Below are 17248 nucleotides of genomic sequence, written 5' to 3'. Positions count from 1 at the left end.
CGGGTGAAGCTGCCGATGAAGGTGGTGGAACGGCCGCTCCGTCAGGTCGCCAAACGGCTGCTCATGGCACTGCTGGTGCTGGTCCTCACCGCGCTGGTCGTCTACGCCGACCGCGCGGGCTACCGCGACAGCGCCGACAGCTCCGTGGACCTGCTCGACTCGTTCTACTACGCCACCGTCACCCTCTCCACCACGGGATACGGCGACATCACCCCGGTCAGCGACAGCGCCCGGCTGACCAACATCTTCGTCATCACGCCCCTGCGTGTGCTGTTCCTGATCATCCTGGTCGGCACCACGCTGGAGGTCCTCACCGAGCGCACCCGGGAGGAATGGCGCCTGAAACGCTGGAGGTCCGCCTTGCGCGAGCACACCGTCGTCGTCGGCTTCGGCACGAAGGGGCGCTCGGCCGTGCAGACCGTCTGCGCGACCGGGCTGAAGAAGGAGCAGGTGGTCGTGGTCGACCCCAGCGCCAAGGTGATCGACGCGGCGACCGCCGACGGCTACGCGGGGGTCATGGGTGACGCCACCCGCAGCGATGTGCTCAGGCGGGCCGAGGTGCACAAGGCCCGGCAGATCATCGTGGCCCCGCAGCGCGACGACACCGCCGTACTGGTCACCTTGACCGCCCGTCAGCTCAACCGCAGCGCGAAGATCGTGGCCGCGGTGCGCGAGGAGGAGAACGCCCCGCTGCTGCGGCAGTCCGGCGCCGACGCGGTCATCACCAGCGCCAGCGCGGCCGGCCGGCTGCTCGGCCTGTCCGTCCTCAGCCCCGCAGCCGGCATGGTCATAGAGGACCTCATCCAGCAGGGCAGCGGCCTGGACCTCGTGGAGCGGCCGGTGGTGCGCGCCGAGGCGGGCAAGGGGCCGCGCGAGATCGACGACCTGGTGGTGAGCGTCGTACGCGGGCATCGGGTGCTCGGTTACGACGACCGGTCCATCGGTACCCTCCAGCTGACCGACCGGCTCATCACCATCGTGCGCGCCAGCCCCGGCACCCAGATCACCCCGCACCCGCGCCCCCTGCCCAGGGACTGAGGCGAGGCGTCGAGCGCCGCGGCCGCCCGGCACATCGAGGGGAGTAGCGTCGCGGACATGCATGCGATCACGATTCCCGAACCTGGTGGTCCCGAGGCGCTGGTGTGGGACGAGGTCCCCGATCCGGTGGCCGGCGAGGGCGAGGTGCTGGTCGAGGTGGTGGCCAGCGCCGTCAACCGCGCCGATGTCCTGCAACGGCAGGGTTTCTACAACCCGCCGCCCGGCGCGTCCCCCTACCCCGGCCTGGAGTGCTCCGGCCGGATCGCCGCGATCGGACCCGGGGTGTCCGGCTGGACCGTCGGCGACGAGGTGTGCGCGCTGCTCGCGGGCGGCGGCTACGCCCAGAAGGTCGTCGTACCGGCCGGGCAGCTGCTGCCGGTGCCGGAGGGCGTCGACCTGGTGCAGGCCGCCGCGCTGCCCGAGGTGGCCTGCACGGTCTGGTCCAACGTGTTCATGATCTCCCATCTGCGGCCGGGCGAGACCCTGCTGGTGCACGGCGGCTCCAGCGGCATCGGCACCATGGCGATCCAGCTGGCCAAGGCGGTCGGCGCCAAGGTCGCGGTGACCGCCGGGACCAAGGAGAAGCTGGAGCGCTGCGCCGAGCTGGGCGCGGACATCCTGATCAACTACCGGGAGCAGGACTTCGTCGCCGAGGTCGAGGAGGCCACCGGCGGCGCGGGTGCCGACGTCATCCTCGACAACATGGGCGCCAAGTACCTCGACCGCAATGTGCGGACCCTGGCGGTCAACGGGCGCCTGGCGATCATCGGGCTCCAGGGCGGCGCCAAGGGCGAGCTGAACATCGGCGCGCTGCTGCACAAGCGGGCCGCCGTCACCGCCACCTCGCTGCGGGCGCGGCCGGTGGAGGAGAAGACGGCCATCGTCGCCGCGGTGCGCGAACACGTCTGGCCGCTGCTCGCCGGAGGGCGGGTACGTCCGGTGGTGGACCGTGAGCTGCCGATGGCGCAGGCCGCCGAGGCGCACCGGGTGGTGGAGGAGAGCGGCCACATCGGCAAGGTGCTGCTCGTGGCGCCGTAGCGCGCCGTCCGGGCCCGGGGCTCGGGTTCCGTAGCGCGCCGTCCGGGCCCAAGGCTCAGGTTCTGTAGCGCGCCGTCCAGATCCGGGGCTCAGGTCCGGCGCAGTCTCAGTCCCAGGAAGGCCAGGCCGAGGCCCAGTCCGATGAGGACGAGTCCGCTGCCGAGCGGCAGGATCCGCAGGGTCGGCTCGCTCGCGTTCTCGCTCTGCCGGGCCGCGTTCTGATCGGCCGGCTGCCCCAGTGTGGGATCGAGGCCCGCCTCCTCGGTGGGCCGGGAGGCCGTCGGGGTCTCCGCGGTCTCCGGCTCCGCCGGCTGTGCGGCGGCGGAGCCGGGGACGGCGTCGTCGTCGCCCTCCACCTGGGCCCAGGGCCCGTCCTGCCGCCCCGGGTGCAGCTTCCCCTCGCCGGCCCCGCTCCCCGCCCGGGACGGCTCGCCGGACGGCGCGTTGTCCGAGGCGGAGGCCGAGCCGGACGGCAGGGCCGGGTGCTGGGGGCCGGCTCCGTCGGGGCCCGGACGGTCCTGGTGGTCGTGCTCGGGGTGCCCGGAGTGACCGGAACCGGCGGTGCTCCCGGCCGCCGAGGGCCCCCCGGCACCGCCCGAGCCGCCCGCGTGACCGGAGGGCGAGGACGAGGCCGAGGGCGTACCGGCGGGGTGGCGCGCGGTGGGGGAGTGCGGCGGGCCGGCCTCGGCGGCGTACGCGGCGGCGGTGCCGTAGGCGGGCAGGGCCGCCGTGAGGACGAGCAGCAGCCGCAGACAGGGGTGGGTGAGTCGCAGCCATGGAGTCACGTCGGTGACCTCCCGGAGCCCAGCTGGCGTGAGCGCGTGATCGATGATGAACCGACGGGAACAGCCTCACATCGCCGGACTCTCCGGGCATTCCGGATTGGGCCGACGGGTCTAAACGGCGGATTCGCCGTACCGGGGGGCGCCACGGTGGTGAGGTGGGCGGGTGCGAGAGAATGACGGCATGGAGATGCCGAGGAACGAACGGTCGCCGGAGAACCCCCAGATCCTCGTCGTGGGCCAGGACGGGATGGCGCTCGGCGGAGGCGGCGGGGACGACGATTCCCGCGAGATTCCGGTCACCGAGCAGGTCGAGCAGCCCGCCAAGGTCATGCGGATCGGCAGCATGATCAAGCAGCTCCTGGAGGAGGTGCGTGCCGCTCCCCTCGACGAGGCCAGCCGGGTGCGGCTGCGGGAGATCCACGCCAGCTCGGTGAAGGAGCTGGAGGACGGCCTGGCGCCGGAGCTGGTCGAGGAACTGGAGCGCCTGTCGCTGCCGTTCACCGACGACGTCACCCCGAGCGATGCCGAGCTGCGCATCGCGCAGGCCCAGCTGGTGGGCTGGCTGGAGGGCCTCTTCCACGGGATCCAGACCACGCTGTTCGCCCAGCAGATGGCCGCGCGGGCCCAGCTGGAGCAGATGCGCCGGGCGCTCCCGCCGGGTGTGTCGGGTCCCGAGGGCGACGACCAGCACACGGGCGGGCACTCGGGCGGCCCGTACCTGTAGGTCCCACGAGTCCCAGCGAGTCCCACGAGGGTTCCCGTCCCGCATACGAGGTTTCGCGCGCCGAACACGCGAAAGGGGCCCGGCGCACGAGCGCCGGGCCCCTCCTCGTACATGCGTCCCTACTGCGGCGGATTCCCCGTCGACACGCTCAGCTCGATGGTGCCCGGGTCCTTGGCGTTCACGTCCGTGCCCTCGGACGGGAACTGGTCCATGACGGTGCCGTCGCCCCAGGTGTTGTCGTCCACCTTCTTGACGTGCAGCGTCCAGCCCGCGGCCTGGAAGCAGGCCTTCACCGAGTTGATGTCCTTGTAGCGGAAGTCGGGCAGCTGGATCTTGTTGGGGTCGTCGTAGGACTCGTCCGGCTCCGTGCACTTGGTCTTGTCGATCACCCGGGTGGTGTCCGGGCCCCGGTAGCCCGCCTGGTGGGTGGGGGACGCGGAGGTGCTGGAGCCGCCACGGCCGCCCGTGTCGTCACCGCCGCCGCCACCGCTGTTCATGGTCAGCGCGACGACCAGGCCGACGACCGCGACGAGCGACACCCCGACCGCGCCGATGATCACGGCCTTGCCGCTCTTGCCGCCGCCCGAGCCGGACCCCTGCGTGGTCGTCTGCGGAGTCCCCGCGTACGGCGGCGGGGTGCCGGGCCCGTACCCCACCGGAGGCGTCTGGTAGCCCGCCTGCTGCGGATAGCCGTAGGACGGCGCGGGTGTGGCCGGCGCCGGGGTCTGGGGGCCGTACGGGCCCGGCTGGTACGGCGTCTGCACCGGTCCGGGCGGCGTCTGCCGGCTCTGGTCGACCGGCGGGAACACCGCGGAGCCGACGCCCGAGCCGCTCTGCTGCGGACCGGCGTTCGGCACGATGCTCGGCGCGGCCGCCTGGAGGGAGGCGGCGACCCGCAGGCACTCCTCGCGCATGGTGTCGGCGGTCGGGAAGCGTTCGTTCGGGTTCTTGCGCAGCGCGCGGGCGACCAGCGCGTCCACCGCCGGGGGCAGCGAGCGGTTGATGGAGGACGGGGCGACCGGCTCCTCCTGCACATGCGCGTACGCGATCGCCAGCGGGGAGTCCGCGTCGAACGGCAGCCGCCCGGTCACCAGCTGGAAGAGCATGATGCCGACCGAGTAGAGGTCGGAGCGGGCGTCCACACCGCGGCCGAGGGCCTGCTCGGGCGAGAGGTACTGCGGGGTGCCGACGACCATGCCGGTCTGCGTCATCGAGGTCACGCCGGACTGCATGGCGCGCGCGATGCCGAAGTCCATGACCTTGACCACACCGCGCTTGGTCACCATCACGTTGCCGGGCTTGATGTCGCGGTGGACCAGCCCCATCTCATGGCTGATGTCCAGCGCCGCGAGCACGTCCGCGGTGACCTTCAGCGCCTGGTCGGCGGGCATGGCGCCGTACCGCCGTATGTCCTCCTCAAGGACCGAGCCCAGCGGGCGGCCCTCGACGTACTCCATGACGATGTACGGAGTCGCCAGGCCGCCCAGGTCGTCCTCGCCCGTGTCGAAGACGGAGACGATGTTGGTGTGCGTGAGCTTCGCCACGGCCTGGGCCTCGCGGCGGAAGCGCTCGCGGAAGGCCTGCTCCCGGCCCAGCTCGGTGTGCAGTGTCTTGATCGCGACCTGGCGGTCCAGTACGGCGTCGTAGGCGAGGTGCACCGAGGCCATGCCGCCCTCGCCGAGCAAGTCGCGCAGCTGGTATCGGCCACCGGCCAGACCCTGCCCCGAGTACCGGCCGTGTGTGCCGTCCTGGCTCATCTCTCCGCGTCCCCCATCGGCCGTCCGGCACCTTGGCTCGTCGCACAGGCCTTGATCGAATGTGTCATTCCCGGCCAAGTCTGCCCCAGGCCACTGACACGTCAAGCTCGGTGCCCGTTCCGTGACCGTACGGGCAAGAAGCGTCGCGCAAGCGTTACAGGGGGCGTGCGAGCAGCACACAGAATTTGCACGACGGCCCGTGCTGAGGGTTTCATGGCCGGTCCGTCGCAGAGTCGGTCCCGGTTCCGGTTCCGAACCGGTGGCCCCCACGGAGGCTGTAGCGTGGCCGACGGAGACCGTGACAACACCGCGCGCACCGCGGGCAGAAACGACGGCGAGGACTGATGGCACAGACGCACAGCGCCCAGGGCCCGTCCGACCCGGAGGCGTCTGGCGGCGGCGTGTCCGACGGGCCGGAGAACTGGGGCAACGCGGGGTTGGTCGGCGACGGCCGGTACCGGCTCACGCACCGCCTGGGCCGTGGCGGTATGGCCGAGGTCTTCGCGGCCGAGGACGTCCGTCTTGGCCGTACGGTCGCGGTCAAACTGCTCCGCGCCGACCTGGCCGAGGACCCCGTCTCCAAGGCGCGATTCACGCGTGAGGCACAGTCGGTCGCCGGGCTCAACCACCACGCGATCGTCGCCGTGTACGACTCCGGCGAGGACGTCGTGGGCGGGCAGTCGGTGCCGTACATCGTGATGGAGCTGGTCGAGGGCCGCACCATCCGCGATCTGCTGATCAACGCGGAGGCGCCCGGGCCCGAGCAGGCGCTGATCATCGTCTCCGGTGTCCTGGAGGCGCTCGCCTACTCGCATCAGCACGGCATCGTGCACCGCGACATCAAGCCGGCGAACGTGATCATCACCGACAGCGGTGCCGTCAAGGTGATGGACTTCGGCATCGCCCGCGCCCTGCACGGCGCGCAGTCCACGATGACCCAGACCGGCATGGTCATGGGCACCCCTCAGTACCTCTCCCCCGAGCAGGCACTCGGCAAGGCCGTCGACCACCGCTCCGACCTGTACGCGACCGGCTGCCTGCTGTACGAACTGCTCGCGCTGCGGCCCCCGTTCACCGGCGAGACCCCGCTGTCCGTGGTCTACCAGCACGTCCAGGACACGCCCGTCGCGCCGTCGCAGGTCCTCCAGGCCTGCCCGCCGGAGCTGGACGGCCTGGTCATGCGCTCGCTCGCCAAGGAGCCGGACGACCGGTTCCAGACGGCGGAGGAGATGCGCGGCCTGGTCCAGTACGGCCTCCAGATGCTGTACGACCAGGGCGGCCACACCGGCACCTGGAACACCGGCCCGGTGGCGGCGCACGACGGCCGGCACACCCCGGCGGGCGGCTTCGCGGGGACGACCGCCATGTCGCACCCGATGGCCGGCGCCGGCACCACGCAGATCCCGCAGCCGCTGCTGCCGCAGGGCTACGGCCACGGCGACGACGGTGGTTTCGAGGGCCACGGCAACAAGGGCAGCGGTCGCGGCAAGCTGTGGATCCTCGCCGTGCTCGCGGTCATCGCCATCGCCGCGGGCGTGGCGCTGGCGCTCAAGGGCGCGGGCGGCGGTGGCGGCGCCGGTACGGACACCAAGCCGCCGGCCACGCACACCAAGAGCACCGACGACGACTCCGCCTCGGAGAGTCCGAGCGACGACAGCACCGGGCAGCCCACGGACACCTCGACCGACGACGGGTCGGGCATCGGTTCCGGGTCGGGCTGGTCGCCGTCGTACACGCCGTCGTACACCCCGACCGACCCGGAGACCACCGGCCCCACCGACCAGCCGACGAAGACCCCGCCCACGTCGACGCAGCCCACGGACCCGACGACCGGCGGCAACACGGGCGGCGGCACCGACACCGGTGGCACGGACACCGGCGGCGCCACGGGCGGCGGCACGGACGCGGGCACCACGGGCGGCAACACCACCGACGGCAACGCGGCGGCCGGCGGGGCGGCGGGACTGCCCACCGGCTGAACACCGGCGGGACTGCCCGTCGGCCGAGTACGGCGGCGTTGGCCGCCAAGAGGACATCCGCGGGGCCCGGGAAACCGGGCCCCGGTCGTTTGCCGGCCGGGGGAAGACGGCCCCTTGGCCGACGGGGCGGACGTAAACCCGCTCACCCGGTGAACGCGTCGCACACCGCGTCGTACTCCCGGGTCCACCACACCACGAGCGCCGAGGCGGCCGGGAACTGGCAGTCGGCGCGGGTGTCGCCGCGCTCGTAGTGCCAGCGCAGCATCCAGAAGTCGTTCAGGCGCTCCCACCACACCCGGCGTACGGCCGCCGCCAGCTCCGCGGGCGTGGCATCGGCCGCGCGCCGGTACGCGCGGGCGTACGCCCGTACCTTCCGCAGGTCCAGGGCGCCCGCGGGGCGTACGAAGAAGATCGCGGCGGCGCGTACGGCCTCCTCGGCGCGGGGCTGCACCCCGAGCCGGTCCCAGTCCACGATGGCCGCCGGGGCGCCGTCCTTGTAGAGCAGGTTGAACGGGTGGAAGTCGCCGTGCACCCAGCCCACCGGACCGCCGGGCGGCGGGCGCCGGTCCGCGTGCCGCTCCAGCAGCACCCGCCGCTCCCGCAGCCGGTGCCGGGCCAGCGTGTCGAATGCGTCCGACGGGCGGTGCCGGCGCACCCGGACGAGTAACTCGTCGATGAGCGTGAACGTGTCGGCCGGGTCGGCGCTCTCCACCGGATGGGGGCTGGTGGCCGGGCGGGTGCGCCCCTTGGGCGGCATCACGCGCTCCAGGCAGGCGTGCACGGCTCCCAGCAGCGCTCCCAGGCGCGCGCTCTCCGAGCGGGTGAGCTGGCCGCCGTGGCGGTGTCCGCCGTCGATCCAGGGGTGCAGGGCGTAGGCATGGCCGGCGACGACGGCGACGGTACGGCCCTCACGGTGCGCGAGCGCCACGGCGACCGGCACGCCGAGGGCGGCCAGACGCTGGGTGGCCCGGTGCCGGCGTTCGATGGCGGCCGGGTCGGCGGTGTCGGGGTCGAAGTGGTGCTTGAGGAAATACCGGCCGCGCGTGGTGCACAGCCGGTAGCCGCGGTTGAGCAGCCCCTGGTCGACCGGTTCGCAGGCCAGGGGCGTCCCGGCGGCGTCGTACAGGCGGAGCAGGGCGCCCAGAGGGGGCGCGTGGGGCATGGAGGGTGGTACACAAAGGCGCGGCACGCCGCAGATGCTAGGGCACGAAAAATACCCTGTGAGCTGGGGGTTTCACAGTCAGTCGTCGGTGGTCGCAATCGGTCACAGGGTGGTCCGTGACGAACGGTGAATGTCCGCCGTGTTCGAGCAGGTCTTGAGGCTTTCGAGGTTTTGGAGTTTTCCTCCCACAAAGCACTGGCCGGGTCTCCCGCCGGGAACTCTTCCCGTCACCTGGGTGACCGGGATAACGTTCGCTTGCTCCGGCCTTGCCGCAAGGCTGTGACCAGCGCGCTTCCGCATCTCCTCGATTTACTTGGAAATCCAAGCAAAATCGCAGGTCAAGTGGGGTTTCACAGAAATGTGGAGCACTGGGTAACGTAATGGTCGCAGGGCGCTCGCCGGGGCACCTGTCACGCCTGTTCCCGGCCGAGTGGCACCCACCCCGTGCCCGGTGGTCGAAACAGGTGAGCCGCACTGGCCTACCGGCAACCCCGGGGGCCGGAACGACGGAGGAGCACACGTGACCGTGGACAGCAGTGCCGCGCGCAAGCGCAGCGCCGCAGGCAAGGCCGGCACCACCGGCAGCAAGGCCGACTCGGCCGGGACCAAGTCCGGAGCCACCGGCGCCAAGCGCACCACCAGCACGACCCGAGCCCCGCGCGCCGCGCGCGCCGGCGCGAAGAAGAGCACCGAGCCCGAGCTCGTGCAGCTTCTGACGCCGGAGGGCAAGCGGGTCAAGAACGCCGTGTACGACTCCTACGTCGCCGGCATCACCCCCGAAGACCTGCGCGGCCTCTACCGCGACATGGTGCTCACCCGTCGTTTCGACGCCGAGGCCACCGCACTCCAGCGCCAGGGCGAGCTGGGCCTGTGGGCCTCCCTGCTGGGCCAGGAGGCCGCCCAGATCGGCTCCGGCCGGGCCACCCGGGAGGACGACTACGTCTTCCCGACCTACCGCGAGCACGGCGTCGCCTGGTGCCGCGGTGTGGACCCGACCAACCTGCTGGGCATGTTCCGCGGCGTGAACAACGGCGGCTGGGACCCCAACAGCAACAACTTCCACCTGTACACGATCGTCATCGGCTCGCAGGCGCTGCACGCCACCGGCTACGCGATGGGCGTGGCCAAGGACGGCGCGGACTCGGCGGTCATCGCCTACTTCGGCGACGGCGCCTCCAGCCAGGGCGACGTGGCCGAGTCGTTCACCTTCTCCGCGGTCTACAACGCGCCCGTGGTGTTCTTCTGCCAGAACAACCAGTGGGCGATCTCCGAGCCGACCGAGAAGCAGACCCGGGTGCCGCTCTACCAGCGCGCCCAGGGCTACGGCTTCCCGGGAGTACGCGTGGACGGCAACGACGTGCTGGCCTGTCTCGCGGTCACCAAGTGGGCCCTGGAGCGCGCCCGCAACGGTGAGGGCCCGACCCTGGTCGAGGCGTTCACCTACCGCATGGGCGCCCACACCACCTCCGACGACCCCAGCCGCTACCGTGGCGACGAGGAGCGGCAGGCCTGGGAGGCCAAGGACCCGATCCTGCGCCTGCGCCGCCATCTGGAGGCGTCGAACCACGCGGACGAGGGATTCTTCGAGGAACTCGAAACGGAGTCCGAGGCGTTGGGCAAGCGAGTGCGCGAAGCGGTCCGCGCCATGCCCGACCCGGACCACTTCGCCATCTTCGAGAACGTGTACGCGGACGGGCACGCGCTCGTCGACGAGGAGCGGGCCCAGTTCGCCGCCTACCAGGCGTCGTTCGCGGACGCAGAAGGGGGTCACTGAGATGGCCGAGAAGATGGCGATGGCCAAGGCCATCAACGAGTCGCTGCGCCGCGCCCTGGAGGCCGACCCCAAGGTCCTGGTCATGGGCGAGGACGTCGGCAAGCTCGGTGGCGTCTTCCGGGTCACGGACGGCCTCCAGAAGGACTTCGGCGACAGCCGGGTCATCGACACCCCGCTCGCCGAGTCCGGCATCGTCGGCACCGCGATCGGCCTGGCCCTGCGCGGCTACCGGCCGGTGGTGGAGATCCAGTTCGACGGTTTCGTCTTCCCGGCGTACGACCAGATCGTCACCCAGCTCGCCAAGATGCACGCGCGCTCGCTCGGCAAGGTCAAGATGCCGGTCGTCGTGCGCATCCCCTACGGCGGCGGCATCGGCGCGGTCGAGCACCACTCCGAGTCCCCCGAGGCGCTGTTCGCGCACGTCGCCGGCCTGAAGGTCGTCAGCCCGTCGAACGCGTCGGACGCCTACTGGATGATGCAGCAGGCCATCCAGAGCGACGACCCGGTGATCTACTTCGAGCCCAAGCGCCGCTACTGGGACAAGGCCGAGGTGGACGTCGAGGCGATCCCCGCCCCGCTGCACAAGGCCCAGGTGGTCCGCGAGGGCACCGACCTGACCCTCGCGGCCTACGGCCCGATGGTGAAGCTCTGCCAGGAGGTCGCCGCCGCGGCCGCCGAGGAGGGCAAGAGCCTGGAGGTCCTGGACCTGCGCTCGGTCTCCCCCCTCGACTTCGACGCCATCCAGGCCTCGGTCGAGAAGACCCGCCGCCTGGTCGTGGTCCATGAGGCGCCGGTGTTCTTCGGCTCCGGTGGCGAGATCGCCGCCCGGATCACCGAGCGCTGCTTCTACCACCTGGAGGCCCCGGTGCTCCGGGTCGGCGGCTATCACGCCCCGTACCCGCCGGCCCGCCTGGAGGAGGAGTACCTGCCGGACCTGGACCGCGTGCTCGACGCCGTCGACCGCTCGCTGGCGTACTGAGGGAGAAGGTCGTGACGACGATGACGGACGCGTCCGTACGCGAGTTCAAGATGCCCGACGTGGGCGAGGGTCTGACCGAGGCCGAGATCCTCAAGTGGTACGTCCAGCCGGGCGACACGGTCACCGACGGCCAGGTGGTGTGCGAGGTCGAGACCGCCAAGGCGGCCGTCGAACTGCCCATCCCCTACGACGGCGTGGTCAGCGAGCTGCGGTTCCCCGAGGGGACCACGGTCGACGTGGGTACGGCGATCATCGCGGTGCGGGTGGCGGGCGGGGCCCCGGCCCCGGTCCCGGCACAGGCCGAGGCGGCGGCGCCCGCGGCTCCGGAGGCTCCGGCGGCACCCGAGGCTCCGGCCGCGGCGGCTTCGGCTCCGGCTTCGGCCGAGGAAGCCAAGCCCGCGGCTCGCCAGCCGGTCCTGGTGGGCTACGGCGTGTCGACCTCCGCGACCAAGCGCCGCCCGCGCAAGGGCCCCGAGGTCACCGTCCCGGCGCCCGCCCAGCCCGAGCTGAACGGCCATGCGCCGACGGCGGACAGCCCCCGCCCGCTGGCCAAGCCCCCGGTGCGCAAGCTGGCCAAGGACCTGGGCGTCGATCTGACCGCGGTCACCCCGTCCGGCCCGGACGGGATCATCACGCGCGAGGACGTGCACGCGGCGGCCACCCCCGTGGCCGTGACCGCGCCCGCGCCGGTGGCGGCGGCTCCGGCCGCGCCCGCCCCCGCGGCCTCGTACGACGGTGTCCGCGAGACCCGTGTCCCCGTCAAGGGCGTGCGCAAGGCGACCGCGGCGGCGATGGTCGGCTCGGCGTTCACGGCCCCGCATGTCACGGAGTTCGTGACGGTGGACGTGACCCGCACCATGAAGCTGGTCGAGGAGCTGAAGCAGGACAAGGAGATGCAGGGCAGGCGGGTCAACCCGCTGCTGCTGATCGCCAAGGCCCTGCTGGTCGCGATCAAGCGCAACCCGGACATCAACGCGTCCTGGGACGAGGCCAACCAGGAGATCGTGGTCAAGCACTACGTGAACCTGGGCATCGCGGCGGCCACCCCGCGCGGTCTGATCGTGCCGAACATCAAGGACGCGCAGGACAAGACGCTGCCCCAGCTGGCCGACTCCCTCGGCGAGCTGGTGGCCACGGCGCGCGAGGGCAAGACCTCCCCGTCCGCCATGCAGGGCGGCACGGTGACGATCACCAATGTCGGCGTCTTCGGCGTCGACACCGGCACCCCGATCATCAACCCGGGCGAGTCGGCGATCCTCGCCATCGGTGCGATCAAGCTCCAGCCGTGGGTCCACAAGGGCAAGGTCAAGCCGCGCCAGGTGACCACCCTCGCCCTGAGCTTCGACCACCGCCTGGTCGACGGCGAGCTGGGCTCCAAGGTCCTGGCCGACGTGGCCGCGATCCTGGAGCAGCCGAAGCGGCTGATCACCTGGGCGTGACCGGCCCTTCCGCATAAGACCGAAGGCCCTGTGGATCGTTCCACAGGGCCTTCGTCATGCCGCCGTCAGCGGCGAAGGGTCAGCGCACGTCGACGTAGTCGTAGGCGTCCGCGACGGAGGAGTTGGCGTTACCGGCGTAGTGGAAGCGCCAGGTGCCGTCCACCGAGGCGGTGACGGTGGTCTTCAGGTAGCCGGTGGACGAGCTCTTGATCGTCTTCACCGTGCTGTAGGTGCTGCTGTTCGCGGGCTTGAACTGCAGCTGCACGGACTGGCTGCCGTAGCCGTAGTACTTCATGTACGACCAGCTGGCACGGTTCAGGGTGCCGGTGACCGTGATGGTCTTGCCCTTGGTGACGGGCTCCGGAGCGGCGTTGAAACCGCTGAAGCTGGCGGCACGCTTGACCCAGCGGTTCTTGTAGACGTCCGTCTCGACGTAGTCGCCGTTGTTGGCGACCGCGTAGACCGACACGTTCCACTTGCCGTTCAGGGCGCTGTCGTACAGGTCGGTGCCCGGTACGGCGGTGATCGTGATCTTGCAGGTGGCGCTCGTGGCGCTCCAGTTGTCGCAGGTGGCGTTGGTGTCGCCGGTGTCCGTGTAGAGCACGCCGTCCACGTCGCTGTCCAGGCTGGTGCCGTGCCACAGCATGGCGTCGGCGGTGTAGATCCCGGACGGGGCGGTGGCCGTGACGTAGATGTTGAACGTCTTCTTGCCGAGGCCGACGACGACGTCCTTGTTGGCGTTGTCGGTGACCTTGGTGATCTGGATGTCACCCTGCTTCTCGTCGGCCGGCGCGTTGCGTCCGACGGACGGCTTCGAGGTGAAGCCGTGCGGAATCTTCGGGCTGTCCGCCGCCTGCGCGGCAGGAGCGAGAAGCGCGGTGAGCGCCACGGCACCGGACATCGTCACGGCGGCCAGGCTGGCACGAATACGCATCTGTGTTCCCCACGTGGAGAGAGCCTCGCGCACGATGCATGGGGGGTATGCGGGCTCTGAACGATGTAGTGAGCCTGTTGGCTCGCAAGAAAGACACGTGACACCTACGAACGGTTGTACGTCTCACCGACTTTTTCTGAACCGAATATGGCCGGCGTCCGACAAGGGGCCGGGACAGGACGGGAGTTCGTCGGCGGAGTGGCTGGAAAGGGTGCGCTTGCCGCAATTCGGCCCGTGAATTGCGGGAGGGGAACGGAGCCGGTCCCTGAGCCTTTTCCCGGTCATTCCCTGACGGTGCATCAGGGGCGGCTCAGGGTTCCGCCAGGGGTGTCACGGATGGTGAGGGTGTGGCGGTCGGCGGCACGCTGGTGGCATGACGAAATCCACTGCCGCCGGGGCCGGTTCGGGCCCCGTTCGCCGCTTCGCCCTCGTGCGGCGCGGGTCCGCCCGTCGCGCCGCCGCCGTCACGGGTGCGGCCGCCCTCGCCGCCGTGGCGGCCGTGTCCGCACCCGGCGTCGCGGTCGCCGCGCCCCGGGCCGCCGCGTCCGCCGCGCCCACGACCGATTTCCGTGACTGCCCGCCCCTGCCCGCCGGAGCCGACCCATCCCGCTGGCGATGCGAAGTGCACACCGCGGCACCGGTGTTGACCATCGGGAAGGTGACGGTGCGGCTCGCCCCGATCACCATGACGCACGCCGAGGGCCCCCTGCCGGCCGGTAGCGACGGGCAGGTGTGGGGCGCGATGCACAGCACGCCGACGCGCGTGCCGGGCGTCCGGGGTCTCGCGATACAGCCCGAGTACGGCGGCCGGTCCGACTTCTACACCGGCACGTTCAGTCTCCGCTTCCGGCTCCTCGGCCGCCTGCCGGCTCCCGGCTGCACCATCGGCGCCACCGCCCCCGTCGACTTCCGGTTGCAGCGCTCGGGTCCCTCCACCTGGGTCTCCCAGGACCCGCCGCTGATCGAGTTCTCGGCCTACGACGACACCTTCGCCGTCCCCGCCGCCGAGCACTGCGGACCGCTCGCCCCGCTCGTCGACCACAGCCTCGGCCTGCCGGCGGCCGAAGGAAACCTGATGACGTACGACGCGTCGTACACCTTCAGGACCTACGACCGACTTCCTCGAATACCGGCGCGTTAGCAGGGACAAGGCGCCGGGCCACGATTCACCGGCCGGGTTCGGGCCGACGCGCGCGGAGGGCGTTCAGCAGGGCCGCGCCGCGTTCCGCGTCGTCCACACTCACCGCGAAGTCGGAACGGCGCCCCCGGGGGCGTACGACGAGGCAGTCGCCGGCGCGCAGCATGACCGTGGTGCCGAGGCCGCTGAGCCGGTAGCCCCAGCCGCCGACCTGGGAGGGCAGGCGCCGCTCGGCGCGGGCGGATTCCAGGGCGTCCGGTGTCCAGCGGCGGACGGGCCAGCCGAGGGGACCGAAGGAGATCTCCAGGCCCGCCTGCGAGACCTTCGCCCGGACCGAGGAGGAGACACCGCCCGCGAGAGCGAGGACGGCACAGGCGGCGCACACCGGCCAGAGCGTCGCGGCGGGTGCCAGGCCCAGCGCCAGCCCCAGCGCCGAGCCGACGGCGACCAGGCCGGCCACCGCCGACAGCGACTGGAGCCAGGGGTTGGCCGTGCGGGAGAACCAGACCAGGCGCTCGTCCCGCGCCAGGTCCAGCTCGGGGGTCCCGGCCAGGGGCGCGGTCGCGGTGGCCCGGACGGTCAGCCGCCAGGCGAGCACCCCGGCCGCGGCGGCGAGGGCCAGGGTGACGGCGATCCACCAGCCCGGCTGGCGGGCCTGGTGCCAGTCGGCGCGATCGAGATTCGCCCGCACGATCGAGACCTGGGCGCCGACGAGGACGACACCGGTGGGGGCGAGGGCGATCGGCAGCCAGGAGCGGGGGCCGGCCCAGGAGCGGCGCCATCGCACGCTCAGGGCGAGGGCGAGCACCAGCCAGACCGCAGCCGGTACCAGGGAGGCCGACCACAGCGGCATCGAGCCGTCGGGTGCCGGGCCGCCGCTCCAGTGGGTGGCCAGCCGGTCGGGGAGCCGGCCTCGCTGGAGCCAGGGAAGCCCGGCGACCAGCGCTGCGACGGCCGCCGTACCGCCCACCAGCGCCCAGCGCCCGGCACGGCGCCGGCCGTGTTCCCCGTCGTGCCCGTCCGTCATGACGACTCCCGGATCATGTCGATGAGATCGGTCCGGCTGTACCCCAGCCGGGAAGCCTCCGCCACCAGCTCCCGCACCTTGATCCGGAGCCCCGAGCTGGGGGCCGCGGCGCCCTCGGCGACGGTGATGCCCCGGCCCCGGCGGAACTCCAGCAGGCCCTCGTCGCGCAGTTCGCGCAAGGCCCGCAGGACGGTGTTGACGTTGAGGTCCAGGCCCGTGGAGAGATCGCGGGCGGAGGGCAGGCGCTCGCCCGCGCGGCATTCGCCCTCGGCGATGGCCCGTCGGAGCGCCGCCGCGACCTGCTCGTGCAGGGGGCGGGCGTCGGTGGTGTCCAGACGCAGCAACATGGTGCTAATGAAGCTAGCACCATTCGCTTCATCGCGGCACCCCGCCCGGCTCTCGGGCTCCGATGGCCGATCGGTCCCGGACAGCACGACGGGCCCGCCGCTGGGTGCGACGGGCCCGGGCTGTGCGGTGGAGGGGCCGGTGGACCGGCGTCCGTGGTCAGCCGAGCTTGGCGAAGCCGTAGTTGAGCAGCTTCGTGGCGTCCGACTCGCGCTGGGTGATGGAGGTGGAGGACAGGACGGTGCCGATGACGGTCTTGCCGTGGCGGGTGGCGGCGAAGACCAGGCAGTAGCCGGCCTCGGGGCCGGAGCCGGTCTTCACACCGATGGTGCCGCTGTAGCTCTTGAGGAGACCGTTGGTGTTGACCCAGGCGCCCATCGTGCGGGTGCCGCCGGACTTGGTCTTCGTCTTGGCCGTGTACGACTTGGTCTTGACGATGGTGCGGAACGTGGAGTTCTTCATCGCACTGCTGGCGATCTTCGTCAGGTCGCGCGGCGTCGAGTAGTTCTTGCCGTTGCCGATGCCGTCGAAGGAATCGAAGTGCGTGTTCTTCAGACCGAGGCTCTTGGCGGCGCTGTTCATCTTGCCGATGAAGTTCGACACGCGAGCGGCGCGGGAGGAGCCGGAGCCGTACTTGTCCGCGAGGGCGTAGGCGGCGTCGCAGCCGGAGGGCAGCATCAGCCCGTACAGCAGCTGGCGGACGGTCACCTTGTCGCCGACGATCAGGTGGGCCTGAGAGGCGTTGTTCTTGACGACGTAGTCGCTGTACGCCTTCTGGATCGTCACCGTGGCGTTGAGATTCAGGTTCTTCTGCGCCAGTACGACCTTGGCCGTCATGATCTTGGTCGTGGACCCGGTGGACCGCTTGGTGTCCGCGGCCTTGGTGAAGAGGGTCGAACCGCTCCCGTTGTTCATCACATAGCCGCCCTTGGCCCCGATCGAGGGCGCGGTGACGGCCTGTGCGGGCGCCGCGGTCAGGGCGCCGGTGGCGATCAGCGCACCGGAGGTGATCGCGACGGCGGTGGCTCGGCGGAGGCGGATGCCCTTGATGCCGGTAATCAAAGTGAATACCCCGATTGTCTGGAATGCCCCTGGATGCGGCCGAGTTGAGGTGCTCAGAGAAAAGGGC

15 protein-coding genes are annotated in these 17248 nt (G+C 71.5%); 8 read left to right on the top strand and 7 right to left on the bottom strand.

Going from position 1 to position 17248, the window contains the following annotated elements:
- The first annotated feature begins 15 nt into the window (after window positions 1–15).
- Together AB0N90_RS14555 and AB0N90_RS14550 are read left to right on the top strand one after the other, a co-directional pair.
- The gene (locus tag AB0N90_RS14555) at window positions 16–1038 is read left to right on the top strand and encodes a potassium channel family protein (protein WP_365196727.1); all 1023 of its coding nucleotides are present in this window, start codon (window positions 16–18) and stop codon (window positions 1036–1038) included.
- A gap of 57 nt (window positions 1039–1095) precedes the next feature.
- A complete protein-coding gene (locus AB0N90_RS14550) occupies window positions 1096–2076 on the top strand; it encodes an NAD(P)H-quinone oxidoreductase (RefSeq protein ID WP_361672184.1) in 981 nt (326 codons plus the stop codon).
- An 89-nt stretch (window positions 2077–2165) separates the two neighbouring features.
- On the opposite strand, the gene AB0N90_RS14545 is transcribed toward AB0N90_RS14550, so the two are convergent.
- A complete protein-coding gene (locus AB0N90_RS14545; protein WP_365196301.1) occupies window positions 2166–2861 on the bottom strand; it encodes a hypothetical protein in 696 nt (231 codons plus the stop codon).
- 181 nt (window positions 2862–3042) lie between these two features.
- Here AB0N90_RS14545 and AB0N90_RS14540 point away from each other — a divergent pair, with 181 nt between their 5' ends.
- On the top strand, window positions 3043–3585 hold the full coding sequence (locus tag AB0N90_RS14540; protein ID WP_361672189.1) for a bacterial proteasome activator family protein: 543 nt from the start codon (window positions 3043–3045) through the stop codon (window positions 3583–3585).
- Window positions 3586–3704: 119 nt separating this feature from the next.
- On the opposite strand, the gene AB0N90_RS14535 is transcribed toward AB0N90_RS14540, so the two are convergent.
- Window positions 3705–5342 carry a protein kinase gene (locus AB0N90_RS14535; protein ID WP_365196298.1) on the bottom strand — a complete coding sequence of 546 codons (1638 nt, stop codon included), beginning with the start codon at window positions 5340–5342 and terminating at the stop codon, window positions 3705–3707.
- Between the two features lie 344 nt (window positions 5343–5686).
- Between AB0N90_RS14535 and AB0N90_RS14530 the strand changes: the two genes are divergently transcribed.
- Window positions 5687–7321 carry a protein kinase gene (locus AB0N90_RS14530; RefSeq protein ID WP_365196295.1) on the top strand — a complete coding sequence of 545 codons (1635 nt, stop codon included), beginning with the start codon at window positions 5687–5689 and terminating at the stop codon, window positions 7319–7321.
- Window positions 7322–7463: 142 nt separating this feature from the next.
- Here the strand turns inward: AB0N90_RS14530 and AB0N90_RS14525 are convergent, their stop codons facing one another.
- Window positions 7464–8483 (bottom strand): phosphotransferase, encoded by a 1020-nt coding sequence (locus tag AB0N90_RS14525; RefSeq protein WP_361672196.1) that lies wholly within the window; start codon window positions 8481–8483, stop codon window positions 7464–7466.
- 520 nt (window positions 8484–9003) lie between these two features.
- Between AB0N90_RS14525 and pdhA the strand changes: the two genes are divergently transcribed.
- From pdhA to AB0N90_RS14510, 3 genes are read left to right on the top strand one after another with little or no spacing between them, the layout of a single operon-like run.
- The gene (gene pdhA / locus AB0N90_RS14520; protein ID WP_365196292.1) at window positions 9004–10257 is read left to right on the top strand and encodes a pyruvate dehydrogenase (acetyl-transferring) E1 component subunit alpha; all 1254 of its coding nucleotides are present in this window, start codon (window positions 9004–9006) and stop codon (window positions 10255–10257) included.
- Window position 10258: 1 nt separating this feature from the next.
- Window positions 10259–11236, top strand: coding sequence for an alpha-ketoacid dehydrogenase subunit beta (locus tag AB0N90_RS14515; protein WP_085565680.1), 978 nt, complete (start codon window positions 10259–10261; stop codon window positions 11234–11236).
- 11 nt (window positions 11237–11247) lie between these two features.
- Window positions 11248–12675 carry a dihydrolipoamide acetyltransferase family protein gene (locus AB0N90_RS14510; protein ID WP_365196288.1) on the top strand — a complete coding sequence of 476 codons (1428 nt, stop codon included), beginning with the start codon at window positions 11248–11250 and terminating at the stop codon, window positions 12673–12675.
- 79 nt (window positions 12676–12754) lie between these two features.
- On the opposite strand, the gene AB0N90_RS14505 is transcribed toward AB0N90_RS14510, so the two are convergent.
- Window positions 12755–13609, bottom strand: coding sequence for a calcium-binding protein (locus AB0N90_RS14505; RefSeq protein WP_361672204.1), 855 nt, complete (start codon window positions 13607–13609; stop codon window positions 12755–12757).
- Between the two features lie 373 nt (window positions 13610–13982).
- Between AB0N90_RS14505 and AB0N90_RS14500 the strand changes: the two genes are divergently transcribed.
- Window positions 13983–14750 carry a hypothetical protein gene (locus tag AB0N90_RS14500; protein WP_365196286.1) on the top strand — a complete coding sequence of 256 codons (768 nt, stop codon included), beginning with the start codon at window positions 13983–13985 and terminating at the stop codon, window positions 14748–14750.
- Window positions 14751–14775: 25 nt separating this feature from the next.
- On the opposite strand, the gene AB0N90_RS14495 is transcribed toward AB0N90_RS14500, so the two are convergent.
- The 3 genes from AB0N90_RS14495 to AB0N90_RS14485 all read right to left on the bottom strand — a co-directional run bounded on the left by AB0N90_RS14495 (window position 14776) and on the right by AB0N90_RS14485 (window position 17181).
- Window positions 14776–15774: a DUF1648 domain-containing protein gene (locus AB0N90_RS14495; RefSeq protein WP_365196283.1), complete on the bottom strand. Its 999-nt coding sequence runs from the start codon at window positions 15772–15774 to the stop codon at window positions 14776–14778.
- Complete coding sequence (locus tag AB0N90_RS14490; protein ID WP_365196282.1) at window positions 15771–16121, bottom strand: GntR family transcriptional regulator; 351 nt, start codon at window positions 16119–16121, stop codon at window positions 15771–15773. The genes AB0N90_RS14495 and AB0N90_RS14490 overlap by 4 nt, the downstream gene beginning before the upstream one ends.
- 157 nt (window positions 16122–16278) lie before the next feature.
- Window positions 16279–17181, bottom strand: coding sequence for a D-alanyl-D-alanine carboxypeptidase (locus AB0N90_RS14485; protein WP_361672214.1), 903 nt, complete (start codon window positions 17179–17181; stop codon window positions 16279–16281).
- Window positions 17182–17248: the final 67 nt, after the last annotated feature.

It is taken from the genome of Streptomyces sp. NPDC093018, assembly GCF_040684035.1.
GTDB classification, from domain to species: Bacteria; Actinomycetota; Actinomycetes; order Streptomycetales; family Streptomycetaceae; genus Streptomyces; species Streptomyces murinus.
The sequence above is the reverse complement of the archived record's forward strand: the minus strand, read 5'-3'. Positions and strand labels throughout refer to the sequence as shown.

Excerpts from the sequence above, each read along its gene's own strand:
- AB0N90_RS14555 (WP_365196727.1), top strand. The coding sequence starts at position 16 with ATGAAGGTGGTGGAACGGCCGCTCCGTCAGGTCGCCAAACGGCTGCTC.
- AB0N90_RS14550 (WP_361672184.1), top strand. The coding sequence starts at position 1,096 with ATGCATGCGATCACGATTCCCGAACCTGGTGGTCCCGAGGCGCTGGTG.
- AB0N90_RS14540 (WP_361672189.1), top strand. The coding sequence starts at position 3,043 with ATGGAGATGCCGAGGAACGAACGGTCGCCGGAGAACCCCCAGATCCTC.
- AB0N90_RS14535 (WP_365196298.1), bottom strand. The coding sequence starts at position 5,342 with ATGAGCCAGGACGGCACACACGGCCGGTACTCGGGGCAGGGTCTGGCC.
- AB0N90_RS14530 (WP_365196295.1), top strand. The coding sequence starts at position 5,687 with ATGGCACAGACGCACAGCGCCCAGGGCCCGTCCGACCCGGAGGCGTCT.
- AB0N90_RS14525 (WP_361672196.1), bottom strand. The coding sequence starts at position 8,483 with ATGCCCCACGCGCCCCCTCTGGGCGCCCTGCTCCGCCTGTACGACGCC.
- AB0N90_RS14515 (WP_085565680.1), top strand. The coding sequence starts at position 10,259 with ATGGCCGAGAAGATGGCGATGGCCAAGGCCATCAACGAGTCGCTGCGC.
- AB0N90_RS14505 (WP_361672204.1), bottom strand. The coding sequence starts at position 13,609 with ATGCGTATTCGTGCCAGCCTGGCCGCCGTGACGATGTCCGGTGCCGTG.
- AB0N90_RS14500 (WP_365196286.1), top strand. The coding sequence starts at position 13,983 with ATGACGAAATCCACTGCCGCCGGGGCCGGTTCGGGCCCCGTTCGCCGC.
- AB0N90_RS14495 (WP_365196283.1), bottom strand. The coding sequence starts at position 15,774 with ATGACGGACGGGCACGACGGGGAACACGGCCGGCGCCGTGCCGGGCGC.
- AB0N90_RS14490 (WP_365196282.1), bottom strand. The coding sequence starts at position 16,121 with ATGTTGCTGCGTCTGGACACCACCGACGCCCGCCCCCTGCACGAGCAG.